The sequence below is a fragment of the Bdellovibrio sp. KM01 genome (assembly GCF_013752535.1).
Taxonomy (GTDB): domain Bacteria; phylum Bdellovibrionota; class Bdellovibrionia; order Bdellovibrionales; family Bdellovibrionaceae; genus Bdellovibrio.
Genome location: NZ_CP058348.1, coordinates 568379 through 581896 on the forward strand (window position 1 = coordinate 568379; position 13518 = coordinate 581896).

Below are 13518 nucleotides of genomic sequence, written 5' to 3' on the forward strand. Positions count from 1 at the left end.
TGAAGGTTTCTTCAAACCAATTTAAATTCAGCATATAATCCTCTTGGTAGATTATTACAAATGAAGGAGCAGCAAGGTGGAAATAGATAGTGACTTGGTGGGAGTCAGCAAGCAGCTTAGAACGCTGTCCGGTTTTGATTCACATGCATTTAATCATTTATTAGAGGATACAACGGCCAATACTGTGTTGCGCATTTTGGCGCGGTTTTGCGTGTCGTTGAACGAATGTATTCCGGCTTTGGAGCGCGGTAGCATTTCTGGTGAGTCTGAAGTGGTTTGGAAGGCTGCGCATAAACTAGCCGGGTCCGCAGAAATGCTTGGTTTTAAGGAATTTGGTAAAAGATCCAAAGATCTTAGCTGGCTGCTAAAGCAGTCGGAACATATCGGGGAAAATTCTGAAGATGTAATTCTTTATGTGGCTCAGGCGCGTCAGTTAGCTGTGCACCTGGAGGCGGTATTTCCTAATCAGAAGCGCTATCTTTAATAGTCGCTTTGTAACCCGCGCTCAATACGGTTTCCACTTTGACTGAGCTATCGCTGATTTTCTTGCGCAAGTGGCTGACGTGAGCGTCTACGGTTCTTTCGGTGACGTATTTACCGACACCCCAAACCTGATCGATCAACTGTTCACGGCTGAACACTTGCCCTGGTCGACTGCAAAGGATCTTTAAAATTTTAAATTCAAATGGTGTGAGCTCAACTTGTGCCGAGCCTTTTTGATTGCGAATTTCCACGCACATACGATTTGAATCAATAAACAAATCACCCAACTGAACTTGCTGTGTATTTTGCTGATAAGATTTTACAGCGCGTAAACGTGCATCCACGCGAGCACGCAGTTCACTTGAATTTGGTGGTTTGGAAATATAGTCATCCGCACCAATACCAAATGCCGCAACTTTACTGATGATGTCATCGTCAGTGCTCAAAATGATAATAGGAACAGGTTTTGCTTTAAAGGAATCTTTAAGATCCGGAAGTATCTTCATCCCATTTCCGTCTGGAAGTGAGATATCAAGCAGTACCATATCGAAACTATCGCGACCTGTTTGCACGATATTAAATGCCTCAGCAATTGATTCGGCTTGGGTAAGACTGTGATCTTTCAGTACCGAAGTCAGATAGATAAAGAACTCAGAGCTGTCTTCGACGCAGAGAATTTTTGCCATACAAAATGAATTTAAGCAGTGTTTTGCGAAATCATCAAATCATTTTAGCACGAAACCCAAGTGCAGCACCGATGATTAACAAAGTTGTAGGAGGTAGCCATGGATACATCACTGGCGCTCGAGAATCAGATTACCAGCGCGGTTCTTTCTAATATGATGTTAGATACTGAGCCGTATCGTTTTTTAATAGTTGAAGATGACATGGGCCAATGGCCTCTGTGGGAAACTATAATTCGATCTTCTTTTCCAAATGCCCATATTGATTGGGAGACCTCAGAAGCTGGTGCTGAAGCACTCTTGAGGCATTCCTTTCATACAGAGAAACCTTACGATTTAGTTATCTCAGACGTATTTCTTGACGGCGAGGACACGGGTATTGATTTATGGTCTAGATACGGTGAAGTGTCTGATCACTTCGTCTTCGTCAGCAGTATGAGTCTTTCGAACTTTGATGCATTGGTGCATTCCGCACGCAATACAACAGACAATCTGCCATTTTATCTGCAGAAACCACTGCAGGTGCATAAATGTAAGGAAGTAATTCAAGCGCTTTTATAAGAAAGATAAAACGATTAACCACAGGAGAAAACAGCATGAATAATGTAGAACTAAGAACAGAAAATATCGCCCTTCCCGAAAGAGAACAATTGCTTATCTCATGTGGCCGCGTTTTAGAAAGACTTGCTGCCAATGCACCGTCTGACAGTCGATTGAAAATGGCTGTTGATCATGACGGGGACGACTTCGTTGTCGATGTCGAATTGATATCTGGAGAGATGCAGTTCTCCGTCGTCGCAGACGCAAAAAGTCCTTTTATGGCTCTTGAAAAAGCCAATAAAGAAGTATCTGACCGAATCAAGAAATGGTCCGCAACTCGCTTAGTAGAGACGATGCCAGCATCGTCTCAGTAAGCACCTGTCGCGAACCAGATCATGAACAAGGAAGCGTCATGAAAAATAGAATTTTGGTTGTTGAAGATGATTTAGCCCTTAAGCCGATTTGGGAGCATATTTTGCGCCGGCAGTTCACAGACTATCACCTGGATTGGGCCGTGAGCTGCGAAGAGGCGCAAAAACTTGTCAGCGCCTCGATCGTTCATGAATCACCGTATTCTCTTATTGTGACGGACTTATTCCTTTCAGGAGCGGGCACAGGCTTAGACCTGGTCCGCTTCCTGGCACGAGCTGTAAAATCCAGTCCTATCATTTTGGTATCTATTGTCGACGAAATCGCTTTGCGCACAAAGTACGGAGAGCTTTTGCATAATATGCAGGTTCTTACCAAGCCCATCAGTGTTCCGCAGTGCGATCGGGCTTTAGAGAAAATCTTTGGAGTTGATATTGCTCCCTCAAGATAGGAGGCAAAATGCAAACCCTATCCGTCTTCCGTAAAGTTATATTAATCACTGGCTGCAGCTCTGGCTTGGGTAAAGCAATTGCAGAAAAGATGATTCGTTCAGATCGCTATCGTGTGGTGGTCACCGCGCGAGCGCCTTCTTTTGAAAAGCTGGCATCGATCTTTCCTGAAAATGACAACACAATGCTTCTGCCCTTGGATGTAACGCAAGACGGGGAAATTTCTGCCGTAGTGAATGAGATCTGCCGCCGCTGGGAGCGAATTGATGTTTTGATCAATAATGCCGGTGTCTGCTTTCGCTCCGTAGTCGAGCATATGGATGTTAGTGCCGAAGACTTGCAGATGCGCACCAATTTTTTTGGACCGGTGAATTTAATGAAATCTGTTTTGCCCATTATGCGTGAACAGCGCAAAGGGCACATCGTCAATGTCTCCTCTGTCAGTGGAATGGTGTCGATGCCCACCATGGCGTCATATAGTGCATCCAAACATGCACTGGAAGGCGTAAGTGAGGCTTTGTGGTATGAATGCAGGCCGTATGGAATCCATGTCAGCATCGTGCAGCCGGGCTTTATTAATTCGGCTTCATTCAAGAATGTCATTTTATCACCCAAGGCTCGTTTAAGTTACGAACTGCGCGGTCCGCATTCTGAATACTATGATTCGATGGCTCCCTTTATTGAAAAATTAATGGGGTATTCGTTCAGTCGTCCCGAAGCTGTGGCGAACCGAATTATCAGGCTGATCGAAAAGAGCAATCCGCCTTTGCGGACCAAGGTGACCTTAGACGCGATTATCTTTGGAGTTTTAAGAAGGATGATTCCCGGGTCCTGGTTTCATAAGTTGATGTTTTATTTCCTGCCGGAATCGAAGCGCTGGGGGAAATAAAAAATGGGCTCAGAAGGAGGGAACCTCTGAGCCCACGGAGGAAACTGGTATTTTAAATCCTAAGCTTGAACAGTCGGAGCTGCGACCGGTTGTGGTTGAGCTATCTGTTGTCCCTGTTGAGCGGCGTGAATCTGCTGAAGCTGCTGCTGGTTCACCACGTTTTGTGCATGTTGCGCTTGCTGGTGATAGTAGTTCAGTTTCGCTACGTACTCTTTCAAAGACATGTTTTCTTGTTTCAAGATCACAGATTGGCTGAGTGCCTGTTGCAGGTGACTGAAATAGTCTTGTGCTTCCAGGGATTTTTTATCCAAAGCCATTTTCATTTCAACGATCTTAGTCTCTGCCACCGAAGTCAGATTTTTCAAGACTTCGTTTTGCTGATGTGCCGAAGCTTCAACCTCGCTGAAAGAAGTGCTGATTTTTTCAATCTCTTCATTCAATGATTTGATGGTGTTGTCGCGCTCTTCAATCGTGGCCATTAAATCTGCGTTGGCTTGTTCAAGATCTGCTTGGTCTTGTTTGAATTTTTGGATCTCGGCCTGCATTTTTTCGTACTGTTGTTCCCACAAGTCTTGCTCGCGGGCCCAAGCGCTTTTTGCTTTGGCGAATTCCATTGCGGTTTCGTCTTTCAAAGCACGAGTCAGATCCAGATCGCGTTGAAGAATTTTATTTCTTTCAAACATCGACTGAGAGTATTTTTTCTCTTCGCTTTGAATTTGGAGGGCGCGTGCTTTCAAACCTTGAATTTCAAGTTGCAGCTGCAAACTCAATTCTAACGATTTTGCAAGGTCCGAGGACATCTTAGCATTCGTTGCGCGTTCTGCGCTGAGTTGATCAGCCAACAATTTTGTTTGAGCATCCAACGTTTCAGATCCGTAAGAAACGCTCTCGAGAGATTTAATTTTCTCGCGCAATTCCTCTTGCGAACCTTTCAAGTCAGAATTGAATTTCTTCATCTGCTCTTGCATTTGCTCGTACTTTGGCTGAGTTGGATGATTTTCATCCGTGTCAGCCGTCGTGCTAAGCTCATTCAATTTATTACAAATTTCATCGAATAGTTTTTCATGCTCGGGAACGGAAGGATTTGTCATAGACTTTATTCTGGTCTATGGACCGAAGTCCGTCATTGAAAATTATTGACAAGACTTATGGCTCTCGATTTAGGTCCAGTGTGGAGGTTGTAGATGTTTGTTTCTAAGTGTTCCCGATATGTCATTGCTCTGGTTTTCACTCTAAATTCCGTTGCATTTGCGCAATCACCGGATTCGTTGGGCAACGATATCAAACAACCTCAGCAAGCATCTGAATATATTTTCCGCTCTTCACCTAAAGAGTCGTTGATTAGTGTGCAGCTTTTGGGGGCCGTCACTAGACCAGGAATTTACTATGTTCCTCCATCCACTGATTTATTGAAGCTGATCACTTTGGCAGGCGGCGCTGGTAGCACTGGAGATATGTCTGAAATTACGGTGAGAAAACTCGAACCAAAATCTTGGGCGGAAATTAAATCTAAAGCCGTCAGTGAGTATCAAGGTGCTTACGAAGTCGATGCTGAAAAGGTAATCAAATATGGGGGAGCGAAACAGTTAAAGCTTGCTCAGGATGATTTCATTTATGTTCCTTCCAAGTCATATATGGTGAGCAGTGATGCGACTCGCACGATCACAGTGGTTTCCCTGGTTTTGGGGATCGCTTTGACGGCGCTGTTGATTGACAAAAATTCAGGGCACAACGGAGCTCACTAAACATGATTCACGTAAAGGACGCGCGTATTTTATTTTTGATAAAATGCCTGGTGGCCTTGACGTTTCTTTGCAAAGTTTCGTTAGGCGGAATCTTACCTATCCCACGGGAAGTTCCGTATTTGATTTTTCAGCAGGGGATGCATCCTTATATCAATGTCCTTTTGACGTTTTTGTTCGGAGGACCGTTGGTTCTTTTATGGCTGCGAGTTCGCGCTCGCCAGCACCTCAGTGGCTTCTATAAGTTATTTGTTTTCTTTTTAATGATTGTTTTGGCGGTGCAGACTTTACTGCAAGTTTATTACGTCAATCCCGATGAATCAGCGATCATGCAGATCGGTGCGATGCTGGTGTCGCTTTTCATGGTGGGCATCTATGGCTTGATCATCCCGAGTTTATGGAATGTTCAGGATTTTCTAAGGTTTGTGCAGCGCTGGACGGGGGCTTTAGTTTTACTCTCACTGGTGGTTTTGGTTCTGCATCCGGGTTCTACATTTAAAGGTGGCCGCTTTATTGGCGTCTTTAAACACATCCCTCACATGGTGACCTGTGCGACCACCGCTTTCGTATTTTCATTAGGTACTTTCCTCCTTGAGTACAAACTGAAACATAAGATTTGGAATTCGCTGATTTTATTTGTGAGTTTCATCGCGATCATTTTAACGGGAACGCGTTCCTCGGCGGCGGCGGCGATGTTTGCGTTTTTGCTGACTTTGATTCTGCATGAAACCAGGACGACAAAGGGGCGCATGTTTAAATTCGGTGTGGTTTCATTTCTCACAACCTTTACGCTGTTCTTTGGTATGCAAAGTTACGAGCTCGCCCATGACATCGCAACGGGGCATTCTTCGTTGGGTGGTCGACAAGCACAGGATGGAATTGCCTCGCGCCTGGAAGAAGTTGAGCGTGGCAGCGAGATCTTTAAACAAGAACCGTGGTTAGGCCATGGTTTGATGTCTAAGTTTGCTTCCGGAAATGATGTTGATGTTTCTAATTACAATTCATTTAAAGATCCGCACAACATTTTTGTCTCGGCAGGTGTTGTGGGAGGATGGCCCTTGTTGGTACTTGCCGCGATAGCCCTGGGTTTCATGACAATCGGCTCATTGAAAGCTTTGAAAACATTTAGTATCGCAAAACGGCAAGTCTCAATTTATCTGCTTGCTCATATACCGATTTTAGTGATCTATCATATTCACTTATCTATTGGGGGTATGGCGGATCGTCTTTACTGGATGGTCTTTGGCTTCGTTGCTGCGGCCGTTTTTGAAGAGGTGCGAATTCGCTCTGCAAGTTCTACAAAGGAAACCATAAGTGCCCAACTGGGGCTACTGTCTAAGTCTTAGACGCCCATTCCGCGTGATTCCGCCTTGACTTGCACCTGAGGTCGGTACAAAAACTGCTCCACTCTCGAGCGATGAAGTCCCTTTCTAAAAAGGATGCGAAATGAAATCAGGAATCGTATTAGTTTTGACTGCGGGTATGCTGTCTTTGACTGCTTGTAATAGCGGTTTTGATGTTGCTAAACAGGATCTACAATTGTCTTTGAATGATAACCAGGCTGCAGTTTCAATGGCAGCATGGGAAGGTTCTGAAAATCATCCCGATCGTGTTTTTGAAAAATGGCAATCTGAAATCAAAGCTAAATCACTAAAGGCGGAAGAAGTCTGTCAGGCTTTGCTTGAGGCCGATGGCCAAACTCTTTCACTGATGGCACCGGAAATTGAGCGCGCGGAAAATGCGGAAATGCTTAAAGGCTGTAAAGCTGATCTTTTGGCAAAAGTTCAAAAGTTTTATGAAGATGATCGCGATAATTTGACTATGAACCTGGAAAATTTCTTTGGTGATCAGACGACACCCAGAGACTATCGCCCCGTAACTCCTCGAAAATTCCCAGACAATGTTCAAATTCGTGATATGTCGAATGGTTACTACGCTGTGAATGCAGATGTGGCTCCGGGCGAGGTTATTTTGACGTTTGACGACGGTCCATCTGAAAAATACACGCAGATTATTTTGAAAACTTTGAAGCAAATGAACGCTAAAGCTATTTTCTTCCACTTGGGTAAGAACGTGAATGCAAATCCAAGCATCGTGAAAATGGTTGCAGCCGATGGCCACTCCATTGGCGGTCACTCGATGACTCACAGATGTCTTGCGAACAAAACGATCTGCGCAAAAAACAATGGTGGTAAAGCGTTATCGTTTAAGCAGGCCACAGAGGAGATCGCAGGCAGCATGAATGCGATTAAAAACACTCTGGGTTGGGTGGACCCATTCTTTAGATTTCCATATGGTGAATACGATAAATCTTTGACGGCTTATTTGAACAACAGAGGAATCGGTAACTTCTATTGGAGAATCGATTCCAATGACTGGAAGTCACAGACTCCATCGAATTTGATTAAAAATACGATGAACCAAGTGAAAGCTGCAGGCAAAGGCATTATCCTTTTCCACGATATTCATCAAAGAACGGCAGAAGCACTTCCAGAAATTTTGAATCAGCTTTACAACGGCGGTTACAAGATTGTTCTTTTGAAGCCTAAGAAAGCAATGACAGTCCCAGTCAATCCTGCACCGTAAGGAAATTTCAGGATCTTAATCCTCATTACATAATAGACACAGGCCATCCTTGTGAAAGGGTGGCAAAACTATTAGGTCGGGGGATTTTGGGGTTATGAACGATCCACATTTAGAGCCAGAACTCAGCGTTGGCGAAATCTTGAAATTATATTTGTCACACTGGCGGATGTTCGCGGTTTTCACTGCGGTTTTATTCACGGTCAGTGTGATCATTTACGCTGTTAAAATTCCCTATGTAGCGACTACGTCGATTATCTTTAATGACTCGCAAAATTCTGCAGTCCAGGCGTTTTCCACGCAGTTCTTTGGTTTGAACAAATCTCTGCAGGAATCTAAAAAAGGCAGCAGTCTGCTTTCTAAACACATCGAATATTTGAAAACCCGAGAATTTTTTGAAGCTGTTCTGGCGAAAATTCCTGAGCGTGGTGAATCGGGACAAATATCTCTGGAAGAGCGCAAGGGTTTTGAAACCTTCCGCGACAAATATTTAAAAGATATTGATAAATCTCCTGAGAACAAAATCGCGGTTTTGCAAAAGCTGGATCGTTGGACCAAAGCGCAATTGGATTCAGACTTTGAAATCAAAATCGTTGCTGCCACTCCAGATCGCGCGATGTCGTTGTTCCTGGTGAACACAGTTGTGCAAACAGCCGACGGACTTTTAAGAAAGCGTGAGCTGGATGAAATCGGTCGTGTCGAAGCATTCATGGCCGAGCAGAAAAAAGATGCCGATGAAAAATTAGTGACGATTGGTAAGGAACTCGCGGAATTGCAGAATCGCGATAAGAGCATGCTGCCTTTGGGCTCCAAAGACAAAATCGGGGATTATGTCAGTGAGCTTTTGGTTCGCTCGAACGAGTTGAAACTTAAAATCAGTCAGAATTCAAAAATGATCTCTTACTTAAATAAGGACCGCACAGCGGGTGCCGATAATTCCATGTATGGAGTGGGCGGGCAGATCGAGAATTTGAAAAATCAAAACGATATCTTGAAAGATCAGCTTTCTCAGGTTCAAGCTTCTATTGAAAACTTAAAAGCGGAATCACGAGAACTTCCATTCCAGGCCCAAATGGCCGAGGATCTGAAAAAGAAATCGGAACTTGAGTTCAATCGCTATAAAGAAGTCAGCTCTGCTTTGGCGAAATTAGAGTCATTGAAACTTTCCATCGGACGTCGTTTTGATATCCTTGAATCGGCTCGTTGGGAAACGACAGTTCCACAAATCGGTCTGATGGCACTGGCTTTACTGAGTGTGCTGATCAGTCAATTTGTTGGTTCGTTGATTATTTACTTCAGATACCTTTGGAACCCAAATGTGATCACGGCGGAGGCGACTCGCAATTTAGTGGTATGGGATGGCCATTCCCTGGATCCGCGAGTGATCATTGAAAATTCAAAAATTAAATTGAATCTTAAACAGCCCGACAAGGACGAGACGGTGAATGTGATATGAGTTCAGTGAAAAAATCTTTAACTTATGTGGCAGCCACTTTGCTTTTATCCTCCTGTGGAAATGGCGTTGGTCAACAGATTCAAAATACAATTCAGGTAAATAAAAACGCCACTTCGTTGGCGGAATGGTCGGCATCACCTTCTAATCCTGAAAACTTGTTTGTTCAGTGGCGTCAAGAACCGAAAAATCTGGATGAGCAGGAAAAGCTAAGTTCACAAATTTGCAGTAAGCTAAAAGACCTTGATGGTTTGTCGCTAACGATCTTTGAGAATGAAATTCGCAACGAATCCAACAAGCAGTTGGTAATGCCCTGTCGTAAAGATTTACTGGCTCAGCTAGAAAGACATTATGCCGCCGAACGCGCGACTTTGAAAATCCGCGTGAACGCCTTGAGCCAACAGCCTTCTGGAAATACCTTTCAATTTCCAGACAACGTTCAATATCGTGATGTTTCCAAAGGATATTATGCGAGAGCGGGGGATGTGGGTCCCAAAGAGATCGTAATCACGTTTGACGATGGCCCGAGTGCGATTTACACGCCTTCGGTTTTAAGGTCATTGAAAGAGGTCAACGCCAAGGCGCACTTCTTCCAACTAGGAAAAAGCATCCGTCAGAACTTCGATGTCACAAAAGCCGTAGCGACTGATGGTCACGCTGTTGGCACTCACTCCATGACTCATTCCTGCCTGGCAAATACGCCAACCTGCGAACGCTTGATGTACAAGGCCTTGTCCTTTACCGAAGCCGTCGCTGAGATCAAGGGTGGGCACCAGGCCGCATTCGATACGTTGGGCTTCGTCGAGCCGTTCTTCCGCTTCCCTTACGGAGAGGTCGACCCAGATCTACGTAACTTTCTAAATCAGAACTCTGTAGCAGAATTCAACTGGAACATCGACAGCGAAGACTGGAAAGCCCAAACCAACGAAGAACTTCTGAGACATACTCTAGAAACCATCGATAAAAAAGGTAAAGGCATTCTCCTCATGCACGACATCCATAGAAGAACTGCAGAGGTCCTGCCACAGTTGCTTGCCGAGCTTTACAATCGAGGCTTCAGTGTAGTACTACTCCAACCCGCGGACGCAACGGCACGCTATAACAGCAAGCTGGTGAAAAAACCCGTCCCCTAGAAGTTGTTTTGGTTTTTGGGTTGGTAAGAGTTGAAAACTGATAAAGACAGGCCGTCTACTTGGCTTAAATATCGTGATGGGATGTGCAATGGATGCCATGGGCATTGTTGCACGATGCCCGTTGAAATCAAACTTTCAGACCTCATTCGCCTTGGTGTAACCGACGAAGACGAAGCCGCGGCGGGCGTAAAAAAACTCTCCAAGCGCCTCATCAAAGAAAAAATAATAATCTCCTACAGAAGCGGCACCGAATTCTTCATGCTAAGCTCCCGCCCCAACGGGGACTGCCTCTACCTACACCCAATAACCCGCCTCTGCACAGTCTACGAAAAACGCCCAGACACCTGCCGAGAATTCCCCAAAATAGGCCCCCGCCCAGGCTACTGCCCCGTAGGCCCAAAATCCAAATAACCAACCCCCGGAATTCACATTGAATCCCAATTCTCCAACTGGAAAAAGAGAAGCAAAGACCCAATAGGGTCGCCTGCATTCATTCAGAAATCGACAATTTCAGAACGAGACAACTAAATACGAGCTGACAAAACTCCAAACTTTTTCCTCTGAAACATCTAGTTCATAGATGGGGGCTACGGGCACGACTGGGGCCTGCCCTCACGCCGTCGACCTCCGTCGGCGCACGATGCGCGAACCCGCCAAAGGCGGGCGACGGTGAGCCCGGATGGCGTGTCGACAGAGTGAGGGCGGGACACAGGCGAGACCGTAGCCCCCAGCTATGCCCCGAGGGCCCCGTTCAGAGGGAAAACGTAAAAAGTTTAGACAGCGGGAAGCCTAAGGCCGGCACCGTCTCAAATTGACCAACTTTTAAACGAATATAGGGGTACCCCAAGTGGCATAAGGCCTGCTCTTAGAACAGTAAGACAGGAGGGCTTTTTATGAGCCTTAAAGACAATAAACTAGAAATTGCAATCATAGCGGTAGCGATCGTTTTGATCGGTGGCGTAGGCAATCTGTTTAAAGCTCCTGTTCAAAGAGCTCTCCAGACTTCTGAATTAAGCTTCGAGATGATTCGTCCAAAATCAATCTTGGCAGCCCTCTTCGATTTGGGGGGCCGCGAGGTTTCTCGCAGCTATGTGAATCCATTTGGTAACAAGAAACCGACTGAAGCAGCTAAAACGACTCCAAACACGGAAGACAAAACTAAATCCGCCGCTGCAACAACTAAAACCGCTCAAAAAAAAGCTGAAGATAAAAAAGACCAAGATAAGAAACCAGAAGTTTCAGTTCGTGTTGTCGATGGCAACCCCACATTCAAAGCGGGTGCAGATGATATATCGACAGGTAACGGCGCTGGTGGATCTGTAGCAACTGGTGCTGGTGCTGCAGCAAATGATGGTAAAAAAGCCGGAACAGATAAAGACTCGATGACGGCGGCTCAATGGCGTAATCTGGTATTGGGTCAACCGACTAAAGAAAACGTGAATAAAATGGTTGTGGCTTACATGGATAAAGAACTTAACGATGCTGAATTCTACGGTATCGTGAAAGAGCTTTTGCAAAACAGCAACTCGGAAACTCAAGCTTTGGGTTTGTCAGCAGCGAGTTCATTCTATAGCTCAACAGCATTTAACACGGTGGCATCTGGTTACAAATCATATTCGACTGAAAACCAAACGAAGGCGATGGCTTACTTGTTGGGTTTCGCAAATGCAGGTCGCCTAAGCGCTTTGGCTTCTTCATTGAGAAGCTCAGACGAAGAAGTGGTTTCTTTGGCAGCAGAAGTTGTGGTTAAGGGCTATAATTCAGCAAAAGAAGGAACAGTTTCCAGCCAAGGGAACCGTTCACGCGGCGATGCGTTTGAAAATTCACTGAAAAACTACACTCAATTCGTGACGATCTTTAAAGAACTTCAAAGCAGCACTAATTCAGAGATCGCTTCTTTGGCGGGAACTGCTTTGAGTCAAATTCAATCCGGTGTTGCAACTCTATAAGAGCTGGACAGCCTAAGGCATTTGCGATGACAATAGTTCCATGAAACTGGGTCATCGCTTTTTAATTTTCTTATTCACACTTATCTGTGCGCAGGCTCATGCGATGACCGATCTTCCGCGCAATCTTTCCACGTCAGATCAAATCCGTATGTTAGAAATTTTAGGCTATGGTTCAGCTGCCAAAATTCTGGGCGATCCGTATCCATTGGGCGGGTATTCTGGGGTGGAAATCGGTCTTGCGACTCAATTTATTCCCGTGGGCGATTTGGCCAGCATGGGTTCGGGGACAGTAGACAAAGGGGAGCTATCCTATTCCACTTTGAGTTTGGGAAAAGGTCTTTTCTATAACATTGATACCTTCGTATATTTCTCTCCCTCTATTCAGAATGAAGAAATGCAAAACTTCGGCGGCCAATTCCGGTGGGGATTTTATGAAGCGCCATTTTTTCCTATTTCTTTTTCAGCACTTTTATATGCGGGTGGAGCCAATATTCAAAATCTGGTGAATATCTCAACAATTGGGTGGGATTTGGTCGGGACTGTGAACATGGAAAACGTCGCTTTGTATTTCGGCTGGGGACGGATTCGTGCGCAAGGCACCTTCATTGGCGGTTCCGGTGGTATCACCGCTTCGGGGGATACCGAGTCTCAGAATATCTCTGAAGATCACACGTTCTTTGGCGTAAATGTGGAAATATCCAAAGCCTTTATTGCTTTAGAGGTCGATCGTTATACAGATTCAGTTTACAGCGGAAAATTAGGCTACAGATTCTAATTCTGTTGGGCTTTTTCGATCAATTTCGTCGTGGATTTGCCGTCGATGAATTGCAAAGACATCACCTGACCACCGTAACCCGCAACGAATGTTCCACCCACGATTTGGTCGATTTTCCAGTCGCCACCTTTAACCAAGATGTCGGGTTTAACTTTTTTGATCAAATTTTCTGGAGTGTCTTCAGTAAAGATCACAGAAAACCCGACGCAACCCAGAGCTGCCAGGATTTCCGCACGATCGTTTTCAATTTGTACAGGACGAGTCGGGCCTTTCAGGCGTTTTACGCTGGCGTCGGAATTCACTCCCACAACCAATACGTCACCCAACGAGCGAGCTTCCTGCAGGTAGCGAACATGTCCTACATGCAGAAGATCGAAGCAGCCATTTGTGAATACGATTTTTTTACCTTCGGAACGAAGCGGAGCCAAGGCTTCAGCGATATCATCGAACTTGCGAACTTGGCCCATGGG

16 protein-coding genes are annotated in these 13518 nt (G+C 45.1%); 13 read left to right on the forward strand and 3 right to left on the reverse strand.

What is annotated here, in order from left to right; genetic code table 11:
* The first annotated feature begins 76 nt into the window (after positions 1-76).
* Positions 77-484, forward strand: a complete 408-nt coding sequence (locus HW988_RS02895) for an Hpt domain-containing protein (protein WP_181606145.1) — start codon at positions 77-79, stop codon at positions 482-484.
* Here the strand turns inward: HW988_RS02895 and HW988_RS02900 are convergent.
* The gene (locus tag HW988_RS02900; RefSeq protein ID WP_181606146.1) at positions 462-1169 is read right to left on the reverse strand and encodes a response regulator transcription factor; all 708 of its coding nucleotides are present in this window, start codon (positions 1167-1169) and stop codon (positions 462-464) included. The two genes, HW988_RS02895 and HW988_RS02900, sit on opposite strands and share 23 nt — an antisense overlap.
* Before the next feature lie 99 nt (positions 1170-1268).
* Between HW988_RS02900 and HW988_RS02905 the strand changes: the two genes are divergently transcribed.
* From HW988_RS02905 to HW988_RS02920, 4 genes are read left to right on the forward strand one after another with little or no spacing between them, the layout of a single operon-like run.
* Positions 1269-1727 carry a hypothetical protein gene (locus HW988_RS02905; protein ID WP_181606147.1) on the forward strand — a complete coding sequence of 153 codons (459 nt, stop codon included), beginning with the start codon at positions 1269-1271 and terminating at the stop codon, positions 1725-1727.
* Between the two features lie 35 nt (positions 1728-1762).
* Positions 1763-2080, forward strand: coding sequence for a hypothetical protein (locus tag HW988_RS02910; protein ID WP_181606148.1), 318 nt, complete (start codon positions 1763-1765; stop codon positions 2078-2080).
* Positions 2081-2118: 38 nt separating this feature from the next.
* Positions 2119-2526: a response regulator gene (locus HW988_RS02915; RefSeq protein ID WP_181606149.1), complete on the forward strand. Its 408-nt coding sequence runs from the start codon at positions 2119-2121 to the stop codon at positions 2524-2526.
* Positions 2527-2534: 8 nt separating this feature from the next.
* Positions 2535-3413, forward strand: coding sequence for an SDR family oxidoreductase (locus HW988_RS02920; RefSeq protein ID WP_181606150.1), 879 nt, complete (start codon positions 2535-2537; stop codon positions 3411-3413).
* A 59-nt stretch (positions 3414-3472) separates the two neighbouring features.
* Here the strand turns inward: HW988_RS02920 and HW988_RS02925 are convergent, their stop codons facing one another.
* Positions 3473-4504, reverse strand: a complete 1032-nt coding sequence (locus HW988_RS02925; protein WP_255490182.1) for a hypothetical protein — start codon at positions 4502-4504, stop codon at positions 3473-3475.
* Positions 4505-4597: 93 nt separating this feature from the next.
* Here HW988_RS02925 and HW988_RS02930 point away from each other — a divergent pair, with 93 nt between their 5' ends.
* The 8 genes from HW988_RS02930 (at position 4598) to HW988_RS02965 (ending at position 13048) form a co-directional block, all read left to right on the forward strand.
* Positions 4598-5158, forward strand: a complete 561-nt coding sequence (locus HW988_RS02930) for an SLBB domain-containing protein (protein WP_181606151.1) — start codon at positions 4598-4600, stop codon at positions 5156-5158.
* Between the two features lie 2 nt (positions 5159-5160).
* Positions 5161-6501 carry an O-antigen ligase gene (locus HW988_RS02935; protein WP_181606152.1) on the forward strand — a complete coding sequence of 447 codons (1341 nt, stop codon included), beginning with the start codon at positions 5161-5163 and terminating at the stop codon, positions 6499-6501.
* A 100-nt stretch (positions 6502-6601) separates the two neighbouring features.
* The gene (locus tag HW988_RS02940) at positions 6602-7741 is read left to right on the forward strand and encodes a polysaccharide deacetylase family protein (protein WP_181606153.1); all 1140 of its coding nucleotides are present in this window, start codon (positions 6602-6604) and stop codon (positions 7739-7741) included.
* Positions 7742-7835: 94 nt separating this feature from the next.
* On the forward strand, positions 7836-9194 hold the full coding sequence (locus HW988_RS02945) for a hypothetical protein (protein WP_181606154.1): 1359 nt from the start codon (positions 7836-7838) through the stop codon (positions 9192-9194).
* Positions 9191-10324: a polysaccharide deacetylase family protein gene (locus HW988_RS02950; protein WP_181606155.1), complete on the forward strand. Its 1134-nt coding sequence runs from the start codon at positions 9191-9193 to the stop codon at positions 10322-10324. Before HW988_RS02945 ends, HW988_RS02950 begins: the two co-directional genes overlap by 4 nt.
* A gap of 81 nt (positions 10325-10405) precedes the next feature.
* A complete protein-coding gene (locus HW988_RS02955) occupies positions 10406-10735 on the forward strand; it encodes a YkgJ family cysteine cluster protein (protein WP_142702084.1) in 330 nt (109 codons plus the stop codon).
* Positions 10736-11217: 482 nt separating this feature from the next.
* Entirely contained in the window at positions 11218-12273 is a 1056-nt protein-coding gene (locus HW988_RS02960; RefSeq protein ID WP_181606156.1) for a hypothetical protein, read from the forward strand.
* 40 nt (positions 12274-12313) lie between these two features.
* Positions 12314-13048, forward strand: coding sequence for a hypothetical protein (locus HW988_RS02965; RefSeq protein ID WP_181606157.1), 735 nt, complete (start codon positions 12314-12316; stop codon positions 13046-13048).
* Here the strand turns inward: HW988_RS02965 and rfaE2 are convergent.
* Positions 13045-13515 (reverse strand): D-glycero-beta-D-manno-heptose 1-phosphate adenylyltransferase, encoded by a 471-nt coding sequence (gene rfaE2, locus HW988_RS02970; RefSeq protein ID WP_181606158.1) that lies wholly within the window; start codon positions 13513-13515, stop codon positions 13045-13047. The two genes, HW988_RS02965 and rfaE2, sit on opposite strands and share 4 nt — an antisense overlap.
* Between the last annotated feature and the right edge of the window lie 3 nt (positions 13516-13518).